Source organism: Streptomyces sp. NPDC003016 (assembly GCF_053591455.1).
Window position 1 is genome coordinate 155,826 of record NZ_JBSFTV010000004.1, and the last position, 25,498, is coordinate 181,323.

The 25,498-nt window shown below is 71.6% G+C and carries 23 protein-coding genes; 14 read left to right on the forward strand and 9 right to left on the reverse strand.

Annotated features, from left to right (window positions below):
- Positions 1–16: 16 nt before the first annotated feature.
- From ACWDZ4_RS04895 to ACWDZ4_RS04910, 4 genes are all read left to right on the forward strand, one after another.
- Positions 17–178 (forward strand): DUF4177 domain-containing protein, encoded by a 162-nt coding sequence (locus ACWDZ4_RS04895; RefSeq protein WP_019355547.1) that lies wholly within the window; start codon positions 17–19, stop codon positions 176–178.
- Between the two features lie 5 nt (positions 179–183).
- Complete coding sequence (locus tag ACWDZ4_RS04900; RefSeq protein WP_451507101.1) at positions 184–654, forward strand: RidA family protein; 471 nt, start codon at positions 184–186, stop codon at positions 652–654.
- Between the two features lie 103 nt (positions 655–757).
- A complete protein-coding gene (locus tag ACWDZ4_RS04905; protein WP_451507027.1) occupies positions 758–1,672 on the forward strand; it encodes an NUDIX hydrolase in 915 nt (304 codons plus the stop codon).
- Positions 1,669–2,499, forward strand: a complete 831-nt coding sequence (locus ACWDZ4_RS04910; protein ID WP_451507028.1) for an MBL fold metallo-hydrolase — start codon at positions 1,669–1,671, stop codon at positions 2,497–2,499. Before ACWDZ4_RS04905 ends, ACWDZ4_RS04910 begins: the two co-directional genes overlap by 4 nt.
- Positions 2,500–2,766: 267 nt before the next feature.
- Here the strand turns inward: ACWDZ4_RS04910 and ACWDZ4_RS04915 are convergent, their stop codons facing one another.
- Positions 2,767–3,441, reverse strand: a complete 675-nt coding sequence (locus ACWDZ4_RS04915; protein WP_014046869.1) for a Crp/Fnr family transcriptional regulator — start codon at positions 3,439–3,441, stop codon at positions 2,767–2,769.
- A 227-nt stretch (positions 3,442–3,668) separates the two neighbouring features.
- Between ACWDZ4_RS04915 and nth the strand changes: the two genes are divergently transcribed.
- From nth to ACWDZ4_RS04935, 4 genes are all read left to right on the forward strand, one after another.
- On the forward strand, positions 3,669–4,556 hold the full coding sequence (gene nth, locus ACWDZ4_RS04920) for an endonuclease III (RefSeq protein ID WP_451507102.1): 888 nt from the start codon (positions 3,669–3,671) through the stop codon (positions 4,554–4,556).
- 64 nt (positions 4,557–4,620) lie between these two features.
- Positions 4,621–5,361, forward strand: a complete 741-nt coding sequence (locus tag ACWDZ4_RS04925) for an NUDIX hydrolase (protein ID WP_451507029.1) — start codon at positions 4,621–4,623, stop codon at positions 5,359–5,361.
- Between the two features lie 12 nt (positions 5,362–5,373).
- Positions 5,374–6,579, forward strand: coding sequence for a MarP family serine protease (locus ACWDZ4_RS04930; RefSeq protein WP_451507030.1), 1,206 nt, complete (start codon positions 5,374–5,376; stop codon positions 6,577–6,579).
- Positions 6,580–6,624: 45 nt separating this feature from the next.
- The gene (locus ACWDZ4_RS04935; protein ID WP_451507031.1) at positions 6,625–7,995 is read left to right on the forward strand and encodes a 6-phospho-beta-glucosidase; all 1,371 of its coding nucleotides are present in this window, start codon (positions 6,625–6,627) and stop codon (positions 7,993–7,995) included.
- Between the two features lie 65 nt (positions 7,996–8,060).
- On the opposite strand, the gene ACWDZ4_RS04940 is transcribed toward ACWDZ4_RS04935, so the two are convergent.
- From ACWDZ4_RS04940 to ACWDZ4_RS04965, 6 genes are all read right to left on the reverse strand, one after another.
- A complete protein-coding gene (locus tag ACWDZ4_RS04940) occupies positions 8,061–8,255 on the reverse strand; it encodes a hypothetical protein (protein ID WP_093799825.1) in 195 nt (64 codons plus the stop codon).
- A 115-nt stretch (positions 8,256–8,370) separates the two neighbouring features.
- Positions 8,371–9,351, reverse strand: a complete 981-nt coding sequence (locus ACWDZ4_RS04945; protein WP_451507032.1) for an alpha/beta fold hydrolase — start codon at positions 9,349–9,351, stop codon at positions 8,371–8,373.
- Entirely contained in the window at positions 9,348–9,878 is a 531-nt protein-coding gene (locus ACWDZ4_RS04950; RefSeq protein WP_451507033.1) for a phage holin family protein, read from the reverse strand. Before ACWDZ4_RS04950 ends, ACWDZ4_RS04945 begins: the two co-directional genes overlap by 4 nt.
- A 49-nt stretch (positions 9,879–9,927) precedes the next feature.
- A complete protein-coding gene (gene nhaA / locus ACWDZ4_RS04955) occupies positions 9,928–11,397 on the reverse strand; it encodes a Na+/H+ antiporter NhaA (protein WP_451507034.1) in 1,470 nt (489 codons plus the stop codon).
- A 302-nt stretch (positions 11,398–11,699) separates the two neighbouring features.
- Entirely contained in the window at positions 11,700–13,667 is a 1,968-nt protein-coding gene (acs, locus tag ACWDZ4_RS04960; RefSeq protein ID WP_451507035.1) for an acetate--CoA ligase, read from the reverse strand.
- A gap of 197 nt (positions 13,668–13,864) precedes the next feature.
- The gene (locus ACWDZ4_RS04965) at positions 13,865–16,354 is read right to left on the reverse strand and encodes a bifunctional SulP family inorganic anion transporter/carbonic anhydrase (RefSeq protein WP_451507036.1); all 2,490 of its coding nucleotides are present in this window, start codon (positions 16,352–16,354) and stop codon (positions 13,865–13,867) included.
- A gap of 279 nt (positions 16,355–16,633) precedes the next feature.
- Here ACWDZ4_RS04965 and ACWDZ4_RS04970 point away from each other — a divergent pair, with 279 nt between their 5' ends.
- A complete protein-coding gene (locus ACWDZ4_RS04970) occupies positions 16,634–17,983 on the forward strand; it encodes a hypothetical protein (protein WP_451507037.1) in 1,350 nt (449 codons plus the stop codon).
- Here the strand turns inward: ACWDZ4_RS04970 and ACWDZ4_RS04975 are convergent.
- Positions 17,971–18,966, reverse strand: a complete 996-nt coding sequence (locus tag ACWDZ4_RS04975; RefSeq protein WP_451507038.1) for an ATP-binding protein — start codon at positions 18,964–18,966, stop codon at positions 17,971–17,973. The genes ACWDZ4_RS04970 and ACWDZ4_RS04975 overlap by 13 nt on opposite strands.
- Before the next feature lie 102 nt (positions 18,967–19,068).
- Between ACWDZ4_RS04975 and ACWDZ4_RS04980 the strand changes: the two genes are divergently transcribed.
- The gene (locus ACWDZ4_RS04980; protein WP_451507039.1) at positions 19,069–19,893 is read left to right on the forward strand and encodes an oxidoreductase; all 825 of its coding nucleotides are present in this window, start codon (positions 19,069–19,071) and stop codon (positions 19,891–19,893) included.
- A 340-nt stretch (positions 19,894–20,233) separates the two neighbouring features.
- On the opposite strand, the gene ACWDZ4_RS04985 is transcribed toward ACWDZ4_RS04980, so the two are convergent.
- Positions 20,234–21,124: an HAD family hydrolase gene (locus tag ACWDZ4_RS04985; RefSeq protein WP_451507040.1), complete on the reverse strand. Its 891-nt coding sequence runs from the start codon at positions 21,122–21,124 to the stop codon at positions 20,234–20,236.
- A 430-nt stretch (positions 21,125–21,554) separates the two neighbouring features.
- Here ACWDZ4_RS04985 and ssd point away from each other — a divergent pair, with 430 nt between their 5' ends.
- Genes ssd through ACWDZ4_RS05005 form a run of 4 tightly spaced genes read left to right on the forward strand, consistent with a single transcriptional unit; the run spans position 21,555 to position 25,493 of the window.
- On the forward strand, positions 21,555–22,676 hold the full coding sequence (ssd, locus tag ACWDZ4_RS04990) for a septum site-determining protein Ssd (protein ID WP_451507041.1): 1,122 nt from the start codon (positions 21,555–21,557) through the stop codon (positions 22,674–22,676).
- A complete protein-coding gene (locus ACWDZ4_RS04995; RefSeq protein WP_451507042.1) occupies positions 22,673–23,821 on the forward strand; it encodes a TadA family conjugal transfer-associated ATPase in 1,149 nt (382 codons plus the stop codon). The genes ssd and ACWDZ4_RS04995 overlap by 4 nt, the downstream gene beginning before the upstream one ends.
- 41 nt (positions 23,822–23,862) lie before the next feature.
- Positions 23,863–24,705, forward strand: a complete 843-nt coding sequence (locus ACWDZ4_RS05000) for a type II secretion system F family protein (protein ID WP_451507103.1) — start codon at positions 23,863–23,865, stop codon at positions 24,703–24,705.
- Positions 24,702–25,493 (forward strand): type II secretion system F family protein, encoded by a 792-nt coding sequence (locus ACWDZ4_RS05005; protein WP_451507104.1) that lies wholly within the window; start codon positions 24,702–24,704, stop codon positions 25,491–25,493. The genes ACWDZ4_RS05000 and ACWDZ4_RS05005 overlap by 4 nt, the downstream gene beginning before the upstream one ends.
- Positions 25,494–25,498: the final 5 nt, after the last annotated feature.

Genomic DNA, 25,498 nt, shown 5'->3' on the forward strand with positions numbered 1-25,498 from the left:
GCACTACAGTCGCCGTATGACCAAGTGGGAATACTCGACCGTGCCCCTTCTCGTGCACGCGACCAAGCAGATTCTGGACACCTGGGGCGAGGACGGCTGGGAGCTCGTCCAGGTCGTGCCCGGACCGAACAACCCCGAGCAGCTGGTGGCCTACCTGAAGCGGGAGAAGCAGGCATGACAGCCATGTCCGGTGTGGTGGAGGCGAAGCTCGCGGAGCTCGGCCTGACGCTTCCGGAGGTCGTTCCGCCGCTCGCCGCGTACCAGCCGGCCGTGCGGTCGGGCGTGTACGTCTACACCTCGGGCCAGCTCCCGATGGTGGAGGGCAAGCTTCCGTGCACCGGCAAGGTCGGCGCGGAGGTCACCCCGGAGGAGGCCAAGAACCTGGCGCGTACGTGCGCGCTGAACGCCCTGGCCGCCGTCAAGTCGGTCACCGGCGACCTGGACCGCATCGCGCGTGTCGTGAAGGTCGTCGGCTTCGTCGCCTCCGCCGCGGACTTCACCGGCCAGCCGGCCGTGATCAACGGCGCGAGCGAGCTGCTGGGCTCGGTGCTCGGCGACAAGGGCGTGCACGCGCGCAGCGCGGTGGGCGTGGCGGTGCTGCCGCTCGACGCGCCGGTCGAGATCGAGGTCCAGGTCGAGCTCACCTCCGCCTGAGGGCCCGTGTCCGTCTGAGGGCCCGTGTCCGTCTGAGGGGCCGGGTCTGCCTGAGGATCCGGGTCCCCTCGAACATCCAACCGGGAGCGGATAGCCTCCGGCCATGTCCAATGGTCAGTGGTACCCGCCCGAGTGGCCGGACCGGATCCGCGCCCTCGCCGGCGGTGAGCTCACCGTCGCGTCCCCCAGGCGGGCCGCCACCGTTATGCTGCTGCGGGACACGGCGGGCGGCCCTGTCGTGCACATGCTGCGCAGACGCGCCTCCATGGCCTTCGCCGGAGGCGCGTACGCGTATCCGGGCGGCGGGGTGGACCCGCGCGACGACGACCACCACGTGGGCTGGGCGGGCCCGTCGCTGGACGACTGGGCCGTGCGGCTGGGCGTGGACCCGGCGTCGGCGCAGGCCATCGTGTGCGCGGCGGTGCGCGAGACGTACGAGGAGGCCGGCGTGCTGCTCGCGGGCCCGACGGCCGGCACCGTGGTCGGCGACACCACGGGCGACGACTGGGAGGCGGACCGCCGGGCGCTGGTCGCCCGGGAACTGTCCTTCGCGGACTTCCTCCGGCGGCGGTCGCTGGTGCTGCGCTCCGACCTGCTGGGCGCGTGGGCGCGCTGGATCACCCCCGAGTTCGAGCCGAAGCGGTACGACACGTGGTTCTTCGTGGCCGCGCTGCCGGCCGGTCAGCGGACCCGCAACGCCTCCACGGAGGCGGACCGCACGGTGTGGATCAGCCCGGTGGAGGCCGCCGAGCGCTATGACAAGGGCGAGCTGCTGATGATGCCGCCGACGATCTCGACGCTGCGTACGCTCCAGCCGTACGCCACGGCCGCCGGGGCCCTCGCGGGCGCGGCGGACCAGGACCTGACGCCGGTGCTCGCACGGGCCCGCCTGGAGGGTGACGAGCTGGTGCTGAGCTGGCCGGGCCACGAGGAGTTCACGAAGCGCATCGGGAACACCGGGAACACCGGGAACATGGAGAGTGCCGAGCGGAACGAGAGCACGGGAGGCACCGCATGACCGACGCAGCAGCTCTTCCCGGACAGCCCCGCGGCGGTGTGCTCTCCGGGCCCGCCACCGCACGCGCCGTCAACGTCCTGGCTCCGAACGCCTCCGCGATGACCCTCGACGGCACCAACACCTGGATCGTCTCCGAGCCCGGCTCCGACCTGGCGGTCGTCGTCGACCCGGGGCCGCTCGACGACGTACACCTGCGGGCGGTGATCGCCACCGCGGAGGAGGCGGGCAAGCGGGTCGCGCTGACCCTCCTCACCCACGGGCACCCCGACCACGCGGAGGGCGCGGCGCGCTTCGCCGAGCTGACGCGTACGTCCGTACGGGCCCTGGACCCCGCGCTGCGGCTCGGGGACGAGGGGCTCGCGGCGGGGGACGTCGTCACCACCGGGGGGCTGGAGATGCGCGTGGTGGCGACGCCGGGGCACACCGCCGACTCGCTCTGCTTCCACCTGCCCGCCGACCGGGCCGTGTTGACGGGCGACACCGTCCTCGGGCGCGGTACGACGGTCGTGGCGCACCCGGACGGGCGGCTCGGCGACTACCTCGACTCGCTGCGGCGGCTGCGGTCGCTGGCGGTCGACGACGGGGTGCGGGTCGTGCTGCCCGGGCACGGGCCCGTCCTGGAAGACGCGCAGGGCGTGGTCGAGTACTACCTGGCCCACCGCGCGAACCGGCTCGCGCAGGTCGAGACGGCCGTCGAGGACGGGTACGTCAGCGCGTCCGAGGTCGTCGCCCATGTGTACGCGGACGTGGACCGGTCACTGTGGCCGGCGGCCGAGCTCTCGGTGCGGGCGCAGCTGGAGTACCTGCGGGACCACGGCCTGATCTGACCAGGGCTCCTCGCGCTTGAATCGGTGGGCGGGGAGAGGGGGACCGTTGCCCCGTCCGCCGGGCGCAGGATGACGGTCTCACCGTGTGCGAAGGGCTCACGCGCCGCGCAGTCGCTGCCACGGGCGCGGGTGAGCAGGGTGCGCCCGCTCCCGAAGGGGCCGACGATCAAGCAGGCCGGTACGCCGCGGCCACTGACACCCGGGCCGGGAACGCGGAAGGGCCGCCCCACCGAGGGGCGGCCCTTCCGGCAGTCGTACGGGCGCCTACTAGCGCGAGCGCTTCGCCAGGCGCTCCACGTCCAGCAGGATCACGGCCCGCGCCTCCAGGCGCAGCCAGCCGCGGCCCGCGAAGTCGGCGAGGGCCTTGTTGACCGTCTCGCGGGACGCGCCGACCAGCTGGGCCAGCTCTTCCTGCGTCAGGTCGTGCACGACGTGGATGCCCTCCTCCGACTGCACGCCGAAGCGGCGCGACAGGTCGAGGAGCGCACGGGCGACCCGGCCCGGCACGTCGGAGAAGACCAGGTCCGACATCTGGTCGTTGGTCTTGCGCAGCCGGCGGGCGACGGCCCGCAGGAGCGCCGTGGCCACCTCCGGGCGGGCGTTCAGCCAGGGCTGGAGGTCGCCGTGGCCGAGACCGAGCAGCTTGACCTCCGTCAGGGCGGTCGCGGTGGCGGTGCGCGGGCCCGGGTCGAAGAGCGACAGCTCACCGATCAGCTCGCCGGGGCCGAGGACGGCCAGCATGTTCTCGCGGCCGTCGGGGGAGGTGCGGTGCAGCTTCACCTTGCCCTCGGTCACCACGTACAGGCGGTCGCCGGGGTCGCCCTCGTGAAAGAGGGCGTCGCCGCGAGCGAGCGTCACCTCACTCATCGAGGCGCGGAGCTCCGCGGCCTGCTCGTCATCGAGCGCCGCGAAGAGCGGGGCGCGCCGCAGAACGTCGTCCACGAGTTCTCTCCTTGTCGACCTGCTCACAGGAACCGTGGTCACCATGATGCCGGACGGTAAAACAGTGCGATCAATCACAAGTTTGACGTACCGGCGTGCCTGACCGTGCGGCAGGGGGCCGATTGGGTTGGCAATTGGCTGTGACCGGGGCGGATGTCAGTGCCGGGCTTTAGGCTGGCCGGGTGTCCAAATCGCCGGTGAGAGTGCAGGCCAAGGGGGCCGGACAGGTGACTGAAGCCCATAATTCCGCTGTGGGCGAACAAGTTCCGGTCCAGCCCAAAAAAGCTAAAAAAGAGGACAAAACGCCCCATCCTGTCAAAGCTGCCAAGCCAGTGAAGGCCGCCGGGCCGGAGTCGCGCCTGGCCATGGTCCGCCGCGCCCGCCGGACCAACCGCGAGCTGGCCGAGGTCTACCCGTACGCCCATCCCGAGCTCGACTTCGAGAACCCGTTCGAGCTGCTGGTCGCCACGGTCCTCTCCGCCCAGACCACCGACCTGCGGGTCAACCAGACCACCCCGGCCCTCTTCGCCAAGTACCCGACGCCCGAGGACATGGCGGCCGCGGTCCCCGAGGAGCTGGAGCAGATCATCCGGCCGACGGGTTTCTTCCGCGCCAAGGCCCGCTCCCTGCTCGGCCTGTCCGCGGCCCTGCGGGACAACTTCGGCAGCGAGGTCCCCGGCCGTCTGGAGGACCTGGTCACGCTGCCCGGTGTCGGCCGCAAGACCGCCAATGTCGTGCTGGGCAACGCGTTCGGCGTGCCGGGAATCACGGTCGACACCCACTTCGGACGGCTCGTGCGCCGCTGGAAATGGACCGGGCACGAGGACCCGGAGAAGGTCGAGGCGGACATCGCCGCGATCTTCCCGAAGAGCGAGTGGACGATGCTCTCGCACCGGATCATCTTCCACGGCCGCCGTGTCTGCCACTCCCGCAAGCCGGCCTGCGGCGCCTGCCCGATCGCGCACCTGTGCCCGTCCTACGGCGAGGGCGAGACGGATCCGGAGAAGGCGAAGAAGCTCCTCAAGTACGAGATGGGCGGCCACCCCGGGCAGCGGCTGAAGCCCCCGCCGGGCTTCCCGGGAGAGCCGGCGCCCCCCCTGGGGGCCGCCGAGTGACGGGCGTACGAAATGGCGCGGAACGAACAGGCCCGTTTCGGGCGTTGTAACGACGGGGGTGCCCATGGCGCGTAGGAGCGAGACGTACGACAGCGGGACGGCCGGGGCGGCCGGGACCGTGGAGGCGGGCGGCCTGCCCGAAGCCGCCGTGACGAGCACCGGACTGCCCGCGTGGCTCGATCCGGTGGCCGAGGCCGCCCGGTCCGTGCGCCCCGAGCAGCTCAGCCGCTTCCTGCCGCCCGAGAACGGCGCCGGGCGCCAGTCGGCCGTACTGATCCTCTTCGGCGAGGGCGAGGAGGGCCCCGAGCTGCTGCTCATGGAGCGGGCGGGCAGCCTGCGCTCGCACGCGGGACAGCTGTGCTTTCCCGGCGGCGCCCTCGACCCCGCCGACGGTGACCCGGAATCGGCAGGTCCGCTGCGTGCCGCGCTCCGCGAGGCCGAGGAGGAAACCGGACTCGACCCCTCGGGCGTCCAGATCTTCGGCGTACTGCCCCGCCTCTACATCCCCGTCAGCGACTTCGTCGTGACGCCCGTCCTCGGCTGGTGGCGCGAGCCGAGCCCGGTCGGCGCCGTCGATCCCGCCGAGACCGCGAGCGTGTTCACGGTCTCCGTGGCGGATCTCACGGACCCGGCCAACCGCGTGACGAGCGTGCACCCGCGCGGTCACAGCGGTCCGGCGTTCCTGGTCGGACCGGCGCTGGTCTGGGGTTTCACGGCGGGCGTGATCGACAAGATCCTTCACTACGCGGGCTGGGAGCGGCCCTGGGACCGCTCCCGGCAGGTCCCGCTCGACTGGCACGCGTGACAGGGTGGCCATGTGAACGTCCTGGACATCTTGTTGCTGGTCGCGGCGGTGTGGTTCGCGATCGTCGGGTACCGGCAGGGATTCGTCGTCGGCATTCTGTCGGTGATCGGCTTCCTCGGCGGTGGCCTCGTCGCGGTCTACCTGCTGCCCCTCGCGTGGGACCAGCTGACCGACGGATCGGAAGTCGGCTCGACGGCCGCCGTCGTCGCGGTCGTCGTCGTGATCGTCTTCGCCTCGGTGGGCCAGGCCCTCACCACCCACCTCGGCAACAAGCTCCGCAGATACATCACCTGGTCGCCCGCGCGCGTCCTGGACGCCTCGGGCGGCGCGCTGGTCAACGTCGTCGCGATGCTCCTGGTCGCCTGGCTGATCGGCTCCATGCTCGCGCAGACCTCGCTGCCCACGCTGGGCAAGGAGGTCCGTAACTCCAAGGTGCTCCTCGGCGTCTCGCGCGTGATGCCCGATCAGGCGAACATGTGGTTCACGGACTTCAGATCCGTCCTCGCGCAGAACGGCTTCCCCCAGGTCTTCAGCCCCTTCTCCGACGAGCCCATCACCGAGGTCGAGGCCCCGGACCCGGCACTCGCGGGAAGCCCGGTCGCCGCCCGCGCGAAGAAGTCCATCGTCAAGGTCGTCGGTACGGCCCCGAGCTGCGGCAAGGTCCTCGAAGGCACCGGCTTCGTCTTCGACGAACGCCGCGTCATGACCAACGCCCACGTCGTGGGAGGTGTCGAGGAGCCGACCGTGCAGATAGGCGGAGAGGGCCGCCGGTACGACGCCACGGTGGTGCTCTACGACTGGGAGCGCGACATCGCCGTACTGGACGTCCCGAACCTCGATGCCCCGGCGCTGGAGTTCACGGGCCCGGACGACGACGCGCGCAGCGGCGACAGCGCGATCGTCGCGGGCTTCCCGGAGAACGGCGCCTACGACGTCCGCTCCGCCCGCGTCCGCGGCCGGATCAACGCCGACGGCCCGGACATCTACCACCACGGCACGGTCCAGCGCGACGTCTACTCGCTCTTCGCGACCGTCCGCCAGGGCAACTCGGGCGGCCCGCTGCTGACGCCCGACGGCAAGGTCTACGGCGTCGTCTTCGCCAAGTCCCTCGACGACGCCGACACGGGGTACGCCCTGACCGCCGACGAGGTCCGCGAGGACATCCGCCTCGGCGGCGCCGCCAACCAGCAGGTCGACAGCCGGGGATGCGCGCTCTGACGGTTCCGACACGCTGACGATCACGAGAGGCCGGTTCACCCTCACATGCGTCTGACGATCCTCGGTGGCGGCGGTTTCCGCGTCCCCCTCGTGTACGGAGCGCTCCTGCGCGACCGCGCCGAGGGCCGCGTCACCCACGTCACCCTGCACGACCTGGACCGCGCCCGCCTGGCCGCCGTCGCCCATGTCCTCGCCGACCAGGCCGCCGGCGTCCCGGACGCGCCGGCCGTGGCCGTCACCACCGACCTCGACGAGGCCCTGCGCCGCGCCGACTTCGTCTTCTCCGCCATCCGGGTCGGCGGCCTGGAGGGCAGAGCCGCCGACGAGCGCGTCGCTCTCGCCGAGGGCGTCCTGGGCCAGGAGACGGTCGGCGCGGGCGGCATCGCCTACGGACTGCGTACGGTCCCGGTGGCCGTCGACATCGCGCGGCGGGTGGCGCGGCTCGCCCCCGACGCGTGGGTCATCAACTTCACCAACCCCGCCGGCCTCGTCACCGAGGCCATGTCCCGCCACCTCGGCGAGCGCGTCATCGGCATCTGCGACTCGCCCGTGGGTCTCGGGCGCCGCGTCGCCCGCGCGCTCGGCGTCACCGACCCGGCGCGGGTGCGGCTCGACTACACCGGCCTCAACCACCTCGGCTGGCTGCGCGGGGTGTACGCCGACGACGAGCCCGGCCGGAACCTGCTCCCGGCCCTGTTCGACGACGAGCGCGCCCTGACCTCCTTCGAGGAGGGCAGGCTCTTCGGAGCCGAGTGGCTGCGCTCGCTCGGCTCCGTCCCCAACGAGTACCTGCACTACTACTACTTCAACCGCGAGACGGTCACCGCCTACCGCGAGGCGAAGCAGACCCGTGGCGCGTTCCTGCGCGATCAGCAGGCACGCTTCTACGACGACATGGCGGACCGCACGTCGGCGTCGGGCGCCCTGGCCGCGTGGGACCGTACCCGGGCCGAGCGTGAAGCCACGTACATGGCGGAGAACCGGGAGGCGGCGGGCGCGGGGGAGCGCGCCGCCGACGACCTGGAGTCCGGCGGGTACGAGTACGTCGCGCTCGCGCTGATGCGGGCCATCGCCCGCGACGAACGCGCAACGCTCATCCTCAACGTCCGCAACCGGGGCACGCTGCCGCTGCTCGACGACGCGGCCGTCGTCGAAGTCCCGTGCCGGGTCGACGCCGCCGGCGCCCACCCCCTCGCCGTATCACCGCTGTCCGGCCACGAGGCGGGCCTGGTGGCCGCGGTCAAGGCGGTGGAGCGGTGCGTACTTCAGGCGGGGGAGAGCGGGTCGGCGCGGGCGGCGGTGAAGGCGTTCGCCCTGCATCCGCTCGTCGACTCGGTCACGGTGGCGCGAAGGCTGCTCGACGGCTACCGGAGCGCGCACCCCGGACTCGCCTATCTCAAGTCCGGGGTGCAGTAGCTCCAGTGACTTCGGCAGCTCCGGCAGCGTCAGGTGCGTGCCGGCGTGCCAGATGTGTCGTCGCGTCAGTCGCGGGGATGACGCAGCCGCGCCGAGACCCAACGGGCCCGGCGGCGGAGAATGCGGGGAATTCCGATCGTGCGGGAAGGCGGGCCGTGGCCGTGGCTCTGGTCCTGCGGACCGCCCCTTTCCTGGGTGCTCAGCGCGGTGGCCGAGCGGCGATTGCGTGCTGCGTCACCGTAGTCGTGCGTCCAGCCCATACCCGACCTGTGCCCGTGCCTCATGGTCCGTAATCGCGCCGGGGGCAGCCAATTGGCCTATGCGTCGGGCAATTGGCTGTTCTTAGGACAAGCGTTCCGGTGGCTCGGCGGCCGGTCAGCGGTCCGGCTCGGGATCCTTCAGCCAGTTGACCAGCTCGGTCGAGAAAGCCGCCGGGTCCTCCTCGTGCGGAAAGTGCCCCAGCCCGTCGAACAGCCGCCACCGGTACGGGGCTTCGACGTACTCGCCGGACCCCGCCGCGCTGCGCGTGCGCATCACCGGGTCCAGCGAGCCGTGCAGATGCAGCGTCGGCACCTGCACCGGCCGCTTCATGCGCCGGTTGAACTGGATGCCGTCCGGCCGCGCCATCGACCGCACCATCCACCGGTACGGCTCGATCGAGCAGTGCGCCGTCGACGGGATCGACATGGCCCGCCGGTACACGTCGATGTCCTTGTCGTCCGGCAGCCGCGGCCCCGACCAGTCGCGGATCAGCCGCCCCACCAACGCCGCGTCGTCCGCGACCAGCTGACGCTCGGGCAGCCACGGGCGCTGGAATCCCCAGACGTACGATCCGGCCCGTGTCTGGGACACGTCGGAGAGCATCGCCGAGCGCCAGCGGCGCGGATGCGGCATCGAGGAGACCACGAGCCGGCGCACCAGCTTGGGCCGCATCACGGCCGCCGTCCACGCCAGGTACCCGCCGAGGTCATGCCCGACGAGCGCCGCGTCCGGCTCGCCGAGCGAACGCACCACGCCGGTGATGTCGAGCGCGAGGTTCGCCGGGTCGTAACCCCGCGGCGTACGGTCGCTGCCGCCCACGCCCCGCAGGTCCATCGCGACGGCCCGGAACCCGGCGTCGGCGAGCGCGGTCATCTGGTGCCGCCACGTCCACCAGAACTGCGGGAAACCGTGCAGCAGCAGTACGAGCGGCCCGTCCCCGACTTCCGCGATGTGGAAGCGCGCGCCGTTCGCCGCGACCTCGCGGTGGGTCCACGGGCCGTCGGGGCGTACGGCTGAAGCGGGGGTCGGCGCGGGCACGGACGCGGGTGCGGGTGCGGGCGCGGGAGCGCCGGAGTCGGAATCAGGGGCCGTCATGTGGACGAGCGTGCCACAGCCACTGCCTTGTCACCGACCTGGCGGGGATGAGGCTTGGCACCCTGGAGCACGGCTGCCGTCTGCTTGGCCGAGGCGATGCTCTTCTCCGGCGGCTTGACCTTCTTGAACTTCGACACGGCGATCAGCGCCAGCAGGCCCGCCAGCAGCAGAAACGCTCCGCCGACGATCAGGAAGGACCAGGCGAGACCCAGCCCCAGGTTGTGGATGCCGTACGCCGCGGCGAAGCTCAGCACCGGCAGGGAGAAGAGCGCGAACACCCCCGCGACACCGATGGCGCTGCCGCCGATGCCGACGCGCCTGACGTCCTGCCGCAGCTCGGCCTTGGCCAGCGCGATCTCGTCGTGCACGAGCGCGGACATCTCGGCGGTCGCCGAGGCGACCAACTGGCCGAGGCTGCGGTCGACGGTGTCGGCGGTGCGGACGGTGTCGGCGGTGCGGACGGTGTCAGCGGTACGGACGGTGTCAGCGGTGCGGACGCTGTCAGCGGTGCGGGCGGGGTCACTCATCGCTCTCTCCCTCTTCTACGTCTGCTGTTTCGATGGATCTGATGTCAGATCATGCCGGACCGTCGCCCTTACTGCCGGATGCCCCCGCGAGTTCCGCGAGCTTGCGGTGGGCCGCGGCCTTCTCCTCGTAGATCGCGGCCATCCGCAGGTGGTACTCGGGCTGGTCGAGCTCGTAGACGTCCGGGATGCCGTCGTGGTCGTCGTCGCGCTCCTCGTTCTCGACCATCGCGCGGTACTTGCGTACCCGGAGCTTGAGCAGGATTCCGGAGACCACGGCAGCGATCAGCGACCCGATGAGCACGGAGGCCTTGACCTCGTCGGTCAGCGCGGCGTTCCCGGTGAAGGCGAGTTCGCCGATGAGCAGCGAGACGGTGAAGCCGATGCCGGCCAACGAGGCGACGGCGAAGATGTCGGGCCAGGCCAGGTCGTCGTTGAGTTCGGCCTTGGTGAAGCGGGCCGCCAGCCAGGTGCCGCCGAAGATGCCGACGGCCTTGCCGACCACCAGGCCGAGGACGACGCCGAGGGTTTCGGGCCGGGTGAACACGTCGCCGGCCGTCTTGCCGGAGACGGAGACACCGGCGGAGAAGAGGGCGAACAACGGCACGGCGACCCCCGCCGAAAGGGGACGCACGAGGTGCTCGATCCGCTCGCCGGGGGAGTGCGCCTCGCCGTTCTCGTCCCGGGTGCAGCGCAGCATCAGGCCCATCGCGACACCGGCGATGGTGGCGTGCACGCCGCTGTTGTACATCAGGCCCCAGATCACCAGGGCGAGCGGTACGTAGACGTACCAGCCGCGCACGCGCCCCCGCAGCAGCAGCCAGAACACGACGAGACCCACGGCCGCGCCGCCGAGGGCGACGAAGTCGAGGTCGCTGGTGAAGAAGACCGCGATGATCAGGATCGCGAACAGGTCGTCGACGACGGCCAGGGTGAGCAGGAAGGCGCGCAGTGCGGACGGCAGCGAGGTGCCGATCACCGCGAGGACGGCGAGCGCGAAGGCGATGTCGGTGGCGGTCGGGACGGCCCAGCCGCCCAGGGACCCGTCCCCGAGGACGTTGACCAGGACGTACACCAGGGCCGGCATCACCATGCCGCTGAGGGCGGCTATGACGGGCAGTGCGGCGGCCTTGGGATCGCGCAGTTCACCGGCGACCAGCTCGCGCTTGAGCTCGATGCCGGCGACGAAGAAGAAGACGGCGAGCAGGCCGTCGGCCGCCCAGTGCTGGACGGAGAGGTCGAGGCCGAGCGAGGCGGGCCCCAGATGGAAGTTGCGTATCGACGCGTAGCTGTCGCTGAGCCCGGTGTTCGCCCATACCAGTGCGGCTATCGCGGCTATGAGGAGCAGTACGCCGCCAACGGTTTCGGTCCGCAGGGCATCCGCCACGAACGTACGTTCGGGGAGCGGGAGCCGTCCGAGGAACTGGCGGGGGCCGGACGGGGTGGGCGAGCTGGGCGGGGGGGTTGAGGTGGACGTGGCCACGAGTGAAAACCTCCGGTCGGTGGGCAGCACGGAGCACATTGCCGACCAGACTTCCCGGCACACCTGTGGACTATTGACGCGTTCCTGACGCGGGCACCCACTCTACCGGGGGTGTGCAAGGGCGGCATCCGGTGATCATCACTTTACGAGCAGAACGGGCACCCGGCGCGGGGAGCCGGGTGCCCGTTCCAGGGACGTACTCACCTGGTCGGGACCAGGGGCCGACGGACCGGCGGGTCAATGGACCGGCGGGCCGAAGTGGTCCCGGGCCGTCGGACCGGTGGACCGGCATGGCTCGGGAACTCCGGACCGGCATGGCTCCGGACCGCCGGTGCCCGCTCTCAGTCCTCGCTGGAGGCGCTCGGCAGCTTGGTCTGGATCAGGTCCATCACCGAGGAGTCGGTGAGCGTGCTGACGTCTCCCAGCTGCCGGTTCTCGGCGACGTCACGCAGCAGTCGACGCATGATCTTGCCGGAGCGGGTCTTGGGCAGCTCGGCCACCGGGAGGATCCGCTTGGGCTTGGCGATCGGACCGAGGGTGGCGCCGACGTGGCTGCGCAGCTCGGCGACGAGGGTGTCCGTCTCGGACGCCGTACCGCGCAGGATCACGAAGGCGACGATGGCCTGGCCGGTCGTCTCGTCGTTCGCGCCGACGACCGCCGCCTCGGCGACGGACGGATGCGAGACGAGCGCCGACTCGACCTCGGTGGTCGAGATGTTGTGGCCGGAGACCAGCATCACGTCGTCGACCCGGCCGAGCAGCCAGATGTCGCCGTCGTCGTCCTTCTTGGCGCCGTCGCCCGCGAAGTACTTGCCCGGGAAGCGGGACCAGTAGGTGTCGATGAAGCGCTGGTCGTCGCCCCAGATCGTACGGAGCATGGACGGCCACGGCTCGGTCAGGACCAGGTAGCCGCCGCCCCCGTCGGGCACCTCGTTCGCCTCGTCGTCGACGACGGTCGCGCTGATGCCGGGCAGCGCGCGCTGGGCGGATCCGGGCTTGGTCGCGGTGGCGCCGGGCAGTGGCGAGATCATCATCGCGCCGGTCTCGGTCTGCCACCAGGTGTCCACGATCGGGCACGTGTCGGCGCCGATGTGCTTGCGGTACCACATCCAGGCCTCGGGGTTGATCGGCTCACCGACCGAGCCGAGGACGCGCAGCGAGGACAGGTCGAACTTGGCGGGGATGTCGTCCCCCCACTTCATGAACGTGCGGATCGCGGTCGGCGCGGTGTAGAGGATCGTGACGCCGTACTTCTGCACGATCTCCCAGAAGCGCCCCTGGTGCGGGGTGTCGGGCGTGCCCTCGTACATGACCTGCGTCGCGCCGTTGGCCAGCGGGCCGTACACGATGTACGAGTGGCCGGTCACCCAGCCGATGTCGGCCGTGCACCAGTAGACGTCGGTCTCCGGCTTGAGGTCGAAGACGGCGTGGTGGGTGTAGGCGGCCTGGGTGAGGTACCCGCCGGAGGTGTGCAGGATGCCCTTCGGCTTACCCGTCGTACCGGACGTGTAGAGGATGAAGAGCGGGTGCTCCGCGTCGAAGGCCTCGGGGGTGTGCTCGACGGACTGACGGGCGACGATCTCGTCCCACCAGACGTCCTTGCTGTCGTCCCACGCGGTGTCCTGGCCCGTGCGGCGTACGACCAGAACGTGCTCCACCTGCGGGCACTTGGCGACGGCCTCGTCGATGGCGGGCTTGAGGGCGGAGGGCTTGCCCCGCCGGTAGCCGCCGTCCGAGGTGATGACGAGCTTGGCGTCCGCGTCCTGGATGCGGGAGGCGATGGCGTCGGCCGAGAAACCGCCGAAGACGACCGAGTGCGCGGCGCCGATGCGGGCGCAGGCCAGCATCGCCACGGCGGCCTCGGGGATCATCGGCAGGTAGACGGCGACCCGGTCGCCCTTGCGTACGCCCAGCTCGGTGAGGGCGTTGGCGGCGCGCGAGACCTCGTCCTTGAGCTCGGCGTAGGTGATCGCACGGCCGTCGCCGGGCTCGCCCTCGAAGTGGATGGCGACGCGGTCGCCGTGGCCGGCCTCGACGTGGCGGTCCACGCAGTTGTACGCGACGTTGAGCCTGCCGTCGGCGAACCACTTCGCGAAGGGTGGGTTCGACCAGTCGAGTGTCTCGGCCGGCTCGGTGGCCCAGGTGAGCCGCCGGGCCTGCTCGGCCCAGAAGCCCAGCCTGTCCGCCTTGGCCTGTTCGTACGCCTCCGCCGTGACATTGGCGTGCGCTGCCAGCTCGGCGGGCGGCGCGAAACGGCGCTCCTCCTTCAAGAGGTTGGCCAGGCTTTCGTTGCTCACGACATCTCCCATTCCCAGGGCGTCCGATGTGTCCCGTGCCCTAGCTCATCAGTCTCGTGCCCGGGTGACAAGAGCTCTCCGGAAATTGGTTTAGACCTGTGAGCCGGGACGGACCGCATCCGGCCGGTGTTTGTGGCGGCGTGCGGCCCCTCCCCGCAGGCAGTGCGGGGAGGGGCCATACGGTCTCACGGACGCGGAGACGGATCGGTTCAGGCGCGCGACTCCTCAAGCGTGCCTTCTGCCCCGCCTTCCACTCCTCCTTCCGCCCCGCCTTCCGCCTCCGAGGGGCCGACCCGGTCGAAGACTTCTCCGGTCCCGTCGGCCCGGACACCGCCCTTCAGCAGATACGCCTGGGCCTCGCCGACATGGAAGTACATGCCGTGCAGTTCGAGCGTGCCCTCGGCGAGCCGTCGGCGTACCGCCTCGTGCGTGCGCAGATGCTCCAACTGCTGGATCACATTGGTCAGGCAGAGCTGCTCGATCGCGTCGGCCGGCATCCGTCCCGAGATCCTCGCCCAGGAGTGGCGCCTGCTCCTCATCCGCTCCAGGCTGGGCGCGCCGTGCCGCAGCCAGCGCCGCAACGGCGTCTGGGCCCCGTCCTGCGGTGCAGTGAGCAGAGCCTGCATCGCACCGCAACCGGAGTGCCCGCAGACGGTGATGGACTGCACCTCCAGTACGTCCACGGCGTACTCGATGGCCGCCGCGACCGAGTCGTCCGCGTTCTCCACACCGGGCGGCGGAACCAGGTTGCCCACATTCCGTACGGTGAAGAGGTCACCGGGGCCGCTGGACGTGATCATGCTGGTGACCAGCCGGGAGTCCGCGCAGGTGATGAAGAGCTGAGAGGGCGTCTGCCCCTCGCGGGCAAGCCGGGCCAGCTCCTCGCGCACCAGCGGCGCCGTGTTCCGCTGGAAGGCGCTGACCCCGGTGGCCAGTTGGCCGGCACCGACGCCGGCGCTCGCCCGGCCCGGCGTGAGGGGCGGCGCGGCGGCGTGGTCGTCGCAGTGGTGGTTGCGCCAGGGGGTCCACGGCCGACAGCAGGTGTGGGCGGAGCGGGTGGAGCGGGCGGGATGCGTGGAGTCGGCGGAGCCGGGGAGGCCGGCGGAGTCGGTGCCGGGGGCCGGCTCGGCGAACCGGTGGCCCGAACGCCCGGTGATCTCGACCCGGCCCCCCTGTGCGACATGCGAGTCCCGCCAGTGCTGGAGCGTTTCGTACGCCGCGTGGTCCATGAAGGACCCCTCCAGCTCGACGACCGCGCCCTCCCCCGGAGGCACCTGGTTCAGCGCACGGCTCAGCCGGGGCACCGCGAGGAAGGTCAACTGGCCCCGCACCCTGATGTGGTGGACGCCGCCCGCCGTCACCTCCGTGGTGACATGGGTCTTGGCCAGCCGGTGCAGTGCGACCGCGACCGCGACCGCGATCCCCATCGCCACACCTTCCAGTACGCCGATGAGAACCACCCCGGTGACCGTCACCACGTACACCAGCATCTCCCGGTGGCGGGAGGCACTGCGGATGTGCGTGATGTTCACCATCTGGAAACCGATGACCATCACCAGTGCGGCGAGCGCGGGCAGCGGGATCAGGTCGAGGACCGGGACGAGGAAGAGCGAGGCCAGCACGATCCACAGGCCGTGCAGCATGGTGGAGTGCCGGCTGACCGCGCCCGCCGACACATTGGCGACGCTCCGTACGGCGACACCGGCGACCGGCAGCCCGCCGAGCGCCCCGGACACGATGTTCGCGGCTCCCTGCCCCGCCAGTTCGCGATCGAGGTCCGAGCGCATCCCCTCGGTGCGCGGCTCCTTGCGTGCGGACACCAGCTTGTCGACGGCTACGGCCGAAAGCAGTGACTGCACGCTCGTGACCAGCGTGACCGTGAGTACGGCCGCGGCGATTCCGAGCACCGGCCCTTCCGGGAGTCCGGGCAGCGCATGGCTGCTCCAGGACGGCAGGTCGACGCGCGGCACCTTCATCCCGGTCAGTGCCGCGAGCGCGGCGGCGGTCGCCACCGCGACGAGGGCTGCCGGGACCGTGCGGGCGATCCGGCCCGTACGCCCCGGAATGTGCGGCCAGAAGAGGAGCACGGCGACGGTGAGGGCGCTCACCAGGATGGCCGGGCCATGGAGGTCGGCCAACTGGGCCGGCAGGCCGAGCGCGTTGTCGACGGCGGAGCTCTGCGGTGTGCCGCCGAGGACGATGTGAAGCTGGGACAGGGCGATGGTGGCGCCGATGCCGGCCAGCATGCCGTGCACGACCGCCGGGCTGACGGCGAGCGCGGAACGGGCCACACGTACGACTGACAGCGCCAGTTGGGCGGCGCCGGCGAGGACGGTGATGGCGCAGGTGGTGCGCCAGCCGTACTGCAGGATCAGCTCGGCCGTAACCACCGTGAGTCCGGCGGCCGGTCCGCTGACCTGGAGCGGCGCTCCGCCCAGCCGGCCGGCGACGATGCCGCCGACGGCGGCGGCGACGAGGCCGGCCTGGAGCGGGGCACCGGTGGCCAGGGCGATTCCCAGGGAGAGCGGCAGCGCGATCAGGAAGACGCAGATCGAGGCTGAGAAGTCGGCTCCCGCGATACGGAATCGGCGGGGGCGGTTGCCACCGTCCCCGGGTGGGGGGCTGTGGGGACGGCGGAATCGGGATGGGCGCGGGGTGCGCGAAGAGTGGTCGGTGCGGGTGGGGACGCAAGCGGACATGGTTCCCGTCTCCTCCGGGGCAGCGCGGTCGCGGAATGGGGGACGCGGCCGTGGGTCACGGCGTGCAGCAGCGGGACTTTCAACTCTCAGTAAACGAATGGTAATGCAGAGTAAAGAATCGAAGGGGTCATTAGGGGCAAATAGCTTAAGATTTCACCTGTTCCAGTGAATAAAGAATTTAAGCGGCTTGTCATACTTTTCTCTTCGGCGGGGCGTGCGAGGTTTGCCGCGCAGTGTCGGCACTTCAACGCAGGGAACCTGAGGGAAGAGGGTGGGCGGATGATGGCCGCCACGAAGAGGATCGCCTTCGGCGTCGCCGCAATGACCATGGCCGGCGCACTCGCCGCCTGTTCCGGACCCGCCGGCCCGGAACCTCCCGAAGCCGCCGGAGCCGGGGGAGGCGCCCATGGGGAGAAGAAGGGCTCCCCCGCCGCGGCGCCCGAGAACGCGGTACGCCTGATCGGCGACGGCTCCACGGCGTACACGGGCAGGCAGCCGCATCTGCCCGGGCCCCAGCGGCTGAAGGCGGGTCAAGAGCCCCCGCAGTTCGTGGTGTTCTCCTGGGACGGGGCGGGGGAGGACGGCCAGCGGCTCTTCTCCCACTTCCGCGAGGTCGGCAAGAAGTACGACGCGACGATGACGTACTTCCTCAGCGGTGTGTACCTGCTGCCGGAGGACAAGCGGCACCTCTACGACCCGCCTCAGCACTCACCGGGCCGTTCCGACATCGGCTTCAACGACGTCGCGGGAATCAGCGACACCGTGGACCAGCTGCGCGGCGCGTGGCTGGACGGCAACGAGATCGGCACGCACTTCAACGGCCACTTCTGCGGCAAGGACGGCGGTGTCGGGACCTGGTCCGAGGAGGAGTGGAGGAGCGAGATCGCGCAGGCCAAGGCGTTCGTGAAGCGCTGGAAGACCAACTCGGGCCTGAAGAAGGCGAAGCCGCTGCCCTTCGACTACGACAAGGAGCTCATCGGCGCCCGCACGCCCTGCCTGGAAGGGCAGAAGAACATGATGCGGGCCGGAAAGGAGCTGGGCTTCCGCTACGACTCGAGCGGTGTCGGCAAGCAGGTGTGGCCGAAGAAGACCCTGGGCCTGTGGGACATTCCGCTCCAGTTGGTCCCGGTGCCGGGACGGGCCTTCGAAACGCTCTCGATGGACTACAACTTCATGGTCAACCAGTCGGGAACGGTCAAGGGCGACCCGTCCCAGCACGAGTTCTGGGGCAACCAGATGCGTGACGGCTTGCTGGAGGCCTTCGACCGCTCGTACAATGGAAACCGCGCCCCGCTGATCATCGGCAACCACTTCGAGTCCTGGAACGGCGGCACGTACATGCGTGCCGTCGAGGAGACGATCAAGACGGTCTGTGTGCAGCGGGACGTGCGCTGCGTCTCCTTCAGGCAGCTCGTCGACTGGCTGGACGCGCAGGACCCGAAGGTGCTGGCGAAGATGCGCACCCTGGGGGTCGGTGAGGCCCCGAAGGGAGGCTGGGCGCCATTCCTGGCCGCCCGGCCCGCAGCCGCCCGGTCCGCGGCCACCCCGAGCGGTGCCCGGCCGGGCACCGCCCACCCGGACGGCCGCCCGCCCGAGCGCCGGGGCGACCTCCCCGCTCACGCCGGCTGAGTGGCACCGGCTTCCGCGAGACGCTCATCGAGTACGAAGGCGGGGTCGACCTGGGCAGCCAGGTCGGCGCCCGTCTTCGCGTTGCCCCAGCTCTCCGCGTTCTTCAGGTGGAAGTGCACCATCTGGCGCGTGTAGCGCTCCCAGTCGCGGTGCGCGTACGAGTCCTCCGCGGCGTTCTGCAGGGTCTGGAGGGCGAGGCGGTTGGCCGCCTCCAGCAGCTCGAAGCGGGAGGGGCGGCCCTTCTCCATCGCGCGGACCCAGTCGGACGCACGGACGGTCACCAGGAGGTCGTCGCCCACCTGCTCGCGCAGGAAGTCGATGTCGTCCTGGCCCTGCACCTTGTTGCCGACGACCTTGAGGGACACGCCGTAGTCCCGGGCGTACTCCTTGTACTGGCGGTAGACGGAGACCCCCTTGCGGGTCGGTTCGGCCACCAGGAAGGTCATGTCGAACCGGGTGAACAGGCCGGAGGCGAAGGAGTCCGAACCGGCCGTCATGTCGACCACGACGTACTCGTCCGAACCGTCGACGAGGTGGTTGAGGCACAGCTCGACCGCGCCGACCTTGGAGTGGTAGCAGGCGACGCCCAGATCGGACTCGGTGAAGGGGCCGGTGGCCATGAGCCGGATCTCGCCGTCGTCGAGCCGCACGGTACGGGCGCACGCGTCGTACACCGGGTTGTCCTCGCTCACCCGCAGGAGGCGGGACCCCTCGCCCGGCGGCGTCGTCTTGATCATCGTCTCGGCGGAGGCGATACGGGGGTTGGTGCCGCGCAGGTACTCCTTGATGAGGGGGAGGTGCGCGCCCATCGCGGGCAGTGCGGCGGCTTCCGTCTCGTCGAGGCCGAGCGCGGTGCCCAGGTGCTGGTTGATGTCGGCGTCCACGGCGATGACCGGGGCCTCGTTGGCGGTGAGGTGGCGGATGAAGAGCGAGGACAGCGTCGTCTTGCCGCTGCCGCCCTTCCCTACGAAAGCGATCTTCATGTTCACCAAGGGTAATCGCATGATTGCGTGCCGTGTGCATCCCGAGTGAAGAAGACCACTCCAAGGTGGGGCGAGTGCCAGGGATGCGTAGGCTCCTTACTTATGAGTACGAACGCTGATCCCCTCGCGGCGCTCGGCGCGCTGCCCGGTGTGCCCGAGGCCGTGGACTCCGTGCGCAAGGCCGTCGACCGGGTTTACGGACACCGCGTCATGCGGCGCCGCAGCAACGAGATCACCGCGGAGGCGGCGCTGCGCGGGGCGCGCGGTTCGGCGGCGCTCTCGGGCGCGGACTGGGCGCTGGAAGAGGTGCGTCGGCGTACCGACTTCAGCGTCGACGAGGAGTCGCGGACGGTCGGCGCGGCGCTGCGGCTGACCGCGGAGGCCGGACAGCTGCTGTCCATCTGGCGTCAGTCGCCGCTGCGGGTGCTGGCCCGGCTGCATCTGGTGGCGGCGGGCGGTGCGGGTGTGTCGGACGAGCTGGTGGGCCGGCCGCGGCTCGTGGGCGAGCCGGTGGACGAGCCCCTGGTCGAACTTCCGCTGCCGGGCGCCGACGAGGTGGCGGGCCGGCTCGAGGGGCTTTCGGAACTCGTCATCGCGGGCGGTTCCGCGCCGGCGCTGGTGACGGCGGCCGTGGTGCACGGCGAGCTGTTGGCGCTGCGCCCGTTCGGCTCGTACAACGGCCTGGTGGCGCGCACCGCCGAGCGGATCGTCCTGATCGGCAGCGGCCTCGATCCGAAGTCGGTCTGCCCGGCGGAGGTCGGGCACGGGGAGCTGGGGCGCGCGGCGTACGTGGCGGCGCTGGACGGCTACGCGTCGGGGACGCCGGAGGGCATGGCGGCGTGGATCGCGCACTGCGGGCGCGCGGTGGAGCTGGGCGTCAGGGAGTCGACGGCCGTGTGCGAGGCGCTCCAGCGCGGAGCTGCTTGAGTTCGCCCGCCGAACTCGCCCGCGGGCAAACGGAGAGCGGACGGGCGAAGGGTTGCGGCGGTACCGCTGAGCGGTACCGCCGCTGGCATGTCCGCCGGGTTACCAAGCGTCCTCGAATTTTGCCCATCAGGCCGGGAACTTTGCCCGCCACCTGGTGCGGCTGGCCCGTAATCGACGGGTCGACGTCGCGTGGGTGCTCGACTTCCATGCTCGGTCCGTGGGGCCTTCGTGCTTCAAAGGTCATCCTCTCGGATGTCCTTGGTCTCGCGGGCCGTTGAGTCCTTTGTACTCCTGGAGCCCGCGAAGGGAAACCCCTGGGTGTGCTTCTTTACTTTTTGGTCTAAATTCGGGCAAAGTTTTCGTATGGTTGGCCGTGCCGTGGTCGGCGGGCCCGCCGACCGGGTCTGCGGCTGACGTACCAGACCAGACCCGCGGTGGCGGCGGCCGCTCCCACCGCGGCCGCGGCGACGAGCGCGGGCCGGGGCGGCATGGCGAAGGCGGGCAGCCGTTGCTTGAGACGGACGGGCCGGTTGAAGACGAGAACCGGCCATCCGCGGGCGAGTGCCTCACGGCGCAGCGCCCGGTCCGGGTTGACCGCGTGGGGGTGGCCGACGGACTCGAGCATCGGGATGTCGGTCGCCGAATCGCTGTACGCGAAACAGCGCGCCAGGTCGTACCCCTCGGACGCGGCGAGCTCCTTGACCGCCTCGGCCTTGGTGGGGCCGTACGCGTAGTACTCCACCTCGCCCGTGAAGCAGCCGTCGTCGCCGACGACCATCCGGGTCGCCACGACCCGGTCGGCGCCCAGGAGCTCACCGATCGGCTCGACCACCTCGGCGCCGGAGGTGGAGACGATCACGACGTCGCGGCCGGCGGTGTGGTGCTCCTCGATGAGGGAGGCCGCCTCGTCGTAGATGATCGGGTCGATCAGGTCGTGCAGGGTCTCGGCGACGATCTCCTTGACCTGCTGGACGTTCCAGCCCTTGCAGAGCGCGGAGAGGTAGTCGCGCATGCGCTCCATCTGGTCGTGGTCCGCGCCGCCGGCGAGGAAGACGAACTGGGTGTAGGCGGTGCGGAGGGCAGCCCCGCGGCTGATCAGTCCGCCTTGATAGAAGGACTTGCTGAAGGTCAGCGTGCTCGACTTCGCAATGACGGTCTTGTCGAGATCGAAGAAGGCGGCTGTTCGGGGCAAGGAGTGGTTTTCCACGAGGCGAGCATAGGCGCCCGCCATTCGGCGTACGCTGTGGCGTGTGGGTTTGCCTGAGAAGGCTCTCGGGTACACCATGGAAGTCACGGATCGTTCGCGACCGTGCTACCCCGGTCCGACTCCTCCCCCCCCGAGTCGGCCGTGGAGACGACCCCCGTTCTCCCCCCCGACGGGGGTCGTCGCATGTCCGGATGCGTTTTCGCCCTCCGGTTCCGATCATTTCTCTCCCTCCGGACCGCCTTGGCGTCTGCCTCCTGTTCATAAGACTCGTGACGCTGCGTAGTGGTTCCGCCGCTCTCCGGAAGTCACTGGTATAGGTGAGCGGGATATTCACAACCGACGGGTTGTCCCCAGTTTTTTAGCAAGATCCACACGATTTCCCAGATCCCCGCACGGTGATTCCGTCCACGAAGTTCGCGGACCGAAGGAATCACAGTGAGAGGGGGCGGAGATCGTGGCCGGATCCATCACACCCGACCGACCGCCGGCCGCCGGAGCGCGGCAGGGCGGACCGTTGATCGTCACCGAGGACGTCGACCTGCTCGACGATCTGCTGCGGCTGTGTGCCGCGGCCGGCGTCGAACCGGAAGTCCACCACGCGGTGCCCGAGCGCAGGGGCACCTGGGAGAGCGCGCCGCTGATCCTGGTGGGCGACGACGCCGCCGGCCGGGTGCGCGGGGCGGTGCTCGGGCGCGGCGGCGCGCGCAGACCCGGTGTGCTGCTCGTGGGCAAGGATCAGGACGACCCCGGCGTGTGGCGGCGGGCGGTGGAGATCGGCGCCGACCATGTGCTGCGGTTGCCCGACGCCGAGAGCTGGCTCGTCGAGCGCATCGCCGATGTGGCGGAGGGCGTGGGGCGCCAGGCCCTGACCGTGGGGGTGCTCGGCGGACGGGGCGGGGCAGGGGCTTCGACTCTGGCCTGCGCACTGGCGGTGGCCGCCGCCCGGACGGGCCGGCGCACGATGCTCATCGACGGCGATCCACTGGGCGGCGGGCTCGACGTACTGCTCGGCGGGGAGGCGGCGGAAGGCATGCGGTGGCCGGATTTCGCCGAATCCAGAGGGCGGGTCGGCAGTGGCGCGCTCGAGGAATCGCTGCCGGAACTGCATGCGCTGCGTGTGCTGAGCTGGGACCGGGGTGACCGTGTGGTGATCCCGCCGGAAGCGATGCGCGCGGTGCTGGCCGCCGCGCGACGGCGTGGCGGGGTGGTGGTCGTGGATCTGCCGCGCCGGGTCGACGAGGCCGTGGCGGAGGCACTGGCCCAGCTGGATCTCGGACTGCTGGTGGTGCCGGCGGAGCTGCGGGCCGTCGCGGCGGCGAGCCGGGTGGCGTCGACGGCGGGCATGGTGTTGAGGGACCTGCGTGCGGTCGTACGCGGGCCGTACGCCGCGGGACTGGACGAGGAGTCGGTGGCGCGGCTGCTGGGGCTTCCGCTGGCCGGTGAGCTGCCGGTGGAGCCGGGACTGCTGGAGGCGCAGGCGTGCGGAACGCCGCCGGGCGGCAGCGCGCGCGGACCACTGGCCCGTTTCTGCACGGCCTTCTGGGAGCAGGCGCTCGCCGGGGGCGGTGTCTCATGAGCGCGGGACTGCTGGACGCCGTGAGGCAGCGGCTCGCGGAGAGCGGCGCCGAACCGACGCCGGCCCGGGTGGCGGCCGCGCTGCGGGCCCAGGGGCGGCTGCTGGGCGACGCGGAGGTGCTGGGAGCGGCCGAGGAGTTGCGGTGCGAGCTGGTGGGGACGGGGACGCTGGAACCGCTGCTCGCCGATCCCTCGGTGACGGACGTGCTGGTGTCCGCGCCCGACCGGGTGTGGGTGGACCGGGGAGGCGGGCTCGAACTCACCGGTGTCTCCTTCACCGACGCGGCGGCGGTCCGCAGGCTCGCGCAGCGGCTCGCGGCGGTGGCGGGACGCCGGCTCGACGACGCGAGGCCGTGGGTGGACGCCAGGCTGCCCGACGGGACGCGGATGCACGCGGTACTGCCACCGGTGGCGGTCGGATCCACGTGCCTGTCGCTGCGGGTGGTGCGCCCCAAGGCGTTCTCACCGGCGGAGCTGGTCGAAGCGGGGACGGTGCCGCCCGGAGGCGACCGGATGCTGCGGGCGCTCGTCGAGTCCCGGCTCTCGTTCCTGATCAGCGGAGGCACGGGCACGGGAAAGACCACGCTCCTGTCGACCCTCCTCGGCCTGGTCGGGGAGCGGGAGCGGATCGTGCTGGCCGAGGATTCGGCGGAGCTGAGGCCCGATCATCCGCATGTGGTGCGCCTGGAGTCGCGGCCAGCGAACCAGGAGGGCGCCGGGCAGGTCACGCTGCAGGACCTCGTGCGGCAGGCACTGCGGATGCGGCCCGACCGGCTGGTGGTCGGCGAGGTGCGCGGCGCCGAGGTCACCGAACTCCTGGCCGCGCTCAACACCGGGCACGAAGGCGGATGCGGGACCGTCCATGCCAACGCGGCGACGGACGTCCCGGCGCGGCTCGAGGCACTCGGCGCGGCCGCGGGGCTCGACCGGGCGGCACTGCACAGCCAGCTGGCGGCGGCCCTGTCGGTGGTGGTCCATCTCGCGCGTGACCGGGGCGGGCTGCGGCGGGTCGCCGAGGTCCATGTGCTGGAGCGGGACGCGGCGGGGCTCGTGGTGACCGTGCCGGCGCTGCGGTGGGGTGCGCGGGCCTTCTCGTACGAGCGCGGCTGGCCCCGGCTGCGTGAGCTGATCGGGGGTGCGCTGTGACGGGGGCCGGAGCGGGAGCGGTGCCGGTGTACGCGGCGGCGATGTGTGCGGGAGCGGCTGCCTGGCTGCTGGCCGGGCGCGACCGGGACCTGCGGCGGGCGCGGTTGATGCTCGCGGGCGGAGCGGTGGGCCCGGAGGGCGTGGACCCGGAGGGCGCGAGCGCGCTGTGGGAGCGGCTGGCGGCGCCGGTACGGGGGCGGCTGCGGCGGGAGTGGCTGTGCGTGCCGGTGGCGGTGCTCGTGGCCGTACTGGGCGAGTCGGTACTGCCGTTGGCCGCGGGAGCGGTGGCGGTGCCGCTGGTGGGGCGCCGGCTGCGGGCCGGGGAGCGGAGCCGGGAGCGGGAGAGGCGTACGGAGGCGGTCATCGCGCTGTGCGGGGCGGTGGCGGGCGAGCTGCGGGCGGGCAGGCAGCCGGGGCAGGCGCTGTTCGCGGCCGCGGCGGGCACCGGTGGCCTGGGCGGGGCGGAGGCCGACGTGATGGCGGCGGCGCGGTTCGGCGGGGACGTACCGGACGCGCTGAGGAGAGCGGCCCGGGAGCCGGGAGCGGAGGGGCTCGTGGGGGTCGCCGCGTGCTGGCGGGTGGCGGTGGACGGCGGCGCCGGTCTCGCGGCCGGGCTCGACCGGCTGGAGGGCGCGCTGCGGGCCGAGCGGGACCAGCGGGAGAACCTCCGGGCGCAGCTGACGGGCGCCTGGGCGACGGTGGCGCTCCTGGCGCTGCTTCCGGTGGCGGGGCTGCTCATCGGCAGCGCGCTGGGGGCCGGACCGCTGCGCGTGCTGCTGCACACCCCGGCCGGAATGGGGTGCTTGCTGGTCGGAGGGCTGTTGGAGGGCGCGGGTCTCTTCTGGGCCCGGCGGATCGTACGACGAGGGGAGGGCCCGTGTTGAGCGGGGATGTCGTCCACAGGCTGGGGGTGGTGGTGTCGGTCGCGGCCACCGCGGTGTGGCTGGTGCTCACGCTGGCCGGGCGGCGGCGGGAGCGGTTGCTGCGCAGGCGGCTGGCGGCGCTGCTGGCCGTGGAGGCGGCCGGGGAGACCGGGGCGGGCTTCGGGCGGTGGCGGCGGTGGCGGCCCGAGTACGGGGCGCGGGCACTGCGCTGGGGGGCGCCTCTGGGAGCCGCGGTCACCGGCTATGCGCTGGTCGGCGGCGTGAGCGGGTGCGCGGTCGGGGCGGTCGCGGCGTACGGGACCGTGCGATGGCGGCGCGGGCGCAAGCCGCGCGAAGAGGACCCCGTCGATACGCGCCAGCTTCCGCTCGCCGCCGACCTCCTGGCGGCCTGCGTTTCCGCGGGCGCCGGGCCGCGCGAGGCGGCGGAGGCGGTCGGGGACTCGCTCGGTGGGCCGGTGGGCGAGCGGCTGTCGCGGACGGCCGCCGAACTGCGGCTCGGGAGTGAACCTGCGGACGCGTGGGGCCGGCTGGGCGCGATACCGGGCGCCGCGGGGCTGGCCCGCTGTCTGGAACGTGCGGGTGCCACCGGAGCTCCGGCGGCCGATCCCGTGTCCCGGCTGGCCGAGGGCCTCAGGGCGGAGCGGGCGCGGGAGGCGGCGGCCCGCGCCCAGCGGGCGGGCGTGCTGATGGTCGGGCCGGTCGGGCTGTGCTTTCTGCCCGCCTTCCTGGTGGTCGGAGTGGTGCCCGTGGTGATCGGGCTCGCGAGCGGACTGATGAACGGCAACTGACCTTG

Excerpts from the sequence above, each read along its gene's own strand:
- ACWDZ4_RS04895 (WP_019355547.1), top strand. The coding sequence starts at position 17 with ATGACCAAGTGGGAATACTCGACCGTGCCCCTTCTCGTGCACGCGACC.
- ACWDZ4_RS04900 (WP_451507101.1), top strand. The coding sequence starts at position 184 with ATGTCCGGTGTGGTGGAGGCGAAGCTCGCGGAGCTCGGCCTGACGCTT.
- ACWDZ4_RS04905 (WP_451507027.1), top strand. The coding sequence starts at position 758 with ATGTCCAATGGTCAGTGGTACCCGCCCGAGTGGCCGGACCGGATCCGC.
- ACWDZ4_RS04910 (WP_451507028.1), top strand. The coding sequence starts at position 1,669 with ATGACCGACGCAGCAGCTCTTCCCGGACAGCCCCGCGGCGGTGTGCTC.
- ACWDZ4_RS04925 (WP_451507029.1), top strand. The coding sequence starts at position 4,621 with ATGGCGCGTAGGAGCGAGACGTACGACAGCGGGACGGCCGGGGCGGCC.
- ACWDZ4_RS04935 (WP_451507031.1), top strand. The coding sequence starts at position 6,625 with ATGCGTCTGACGATCCTCGGTGGCGGCGGTTTCCGCGTCCCCCTCGTG.
- ACWDZ4_RS04940 (WP_093799825.1), bottom strand. The coding sequence starts at position 8,255 with ATGGGCTGGACGCACGACTACGGTGACGCAGCACGCAATCGCCGCTCG.
- ACWDZ4_RS04945 (WP_451507032.1), bottom strand. The coding sequence starts at position 9,351 with ATGACGGCCCCTGATTCCGACTCCGGCGCTCCCGCGCCCGCACCCGCA.
- ACWDZ4_RS04950 (WP_451507033.1), bottom strand. The coding sequence starts at position 9,878 with ATGAGTGACCCCGCCCGCACCGCTGACAGCGTCCGCACCGCTGACACC.
- nhaA (WP_451507034.1), bottom strand. The coding sequence starts at position 11,397 with ATGTGCTCCGTGCTGCCCACCGACCGGAGGTTTTCACTCGTGGCCACG.
- acs (WP_451507035.1), bottom strand. The coding sequence starts at position 13,667 with ATGGGAGATGTCGTGAGCAACGAAAGCCTGGCCAACCTCTTGAAGGAG.
- ACWDZ4_RS04965 (WP_451507036.1), bottom strand. The coding sequence starts at position 16,354 with ATGTCCGCTTGCGTCCCCACCCGCACCGACCACTCTTCGCGCACCCCG.
- ACWDZ4_RS04970 (WP_451507037.1), top strand. The coding sequence starts at position 16,634 with ATGATGGCCGCCACGAAGAGGATCGCCTTCGGCGTCGCCGCAATGACC.
- ACWDZ4_RS04975 (WP_451507038.1), bottom strand. The coding sequence starts at position 18,966 with ATGAAGATCGCTTTCGTAGGGAAGGGCGGCAGCGGCAAGACGACGCTG.
- ACWDZ4_RS04980 (WP_451507039.1), top strand. The coding sequence starts at position 19,069 with ATGAGTACGAACGCTGATCCCCTCGCGGCGCTCGGCGCGCTGCCCGGT.
- ACWDZ4_RS04985 (WP_451507040.1), bottom strand. The coding sequence starts at position 21,124 with ATGGCGGGCGCCTATGCTCGCCTCGTGGAAAACCACTCCTTGCCCCGA.
- ACWDZ4_RS04995 (WP_451507042.1), top strand. The coding sequence starts at position 22,673 with ATGAGCGCGGGACTGCTGGACGCCGTGAGGCAGCGGCTCGCGGAGAGC.
- ACWDZ4_RS05000 (WP_451507103.1), top strand. The coding sequence starts at position 23,863 with ATGTGTGCGGGAGCGGCTGCCTGGCTGCTGGCCGGGCGCGACCGGGAC.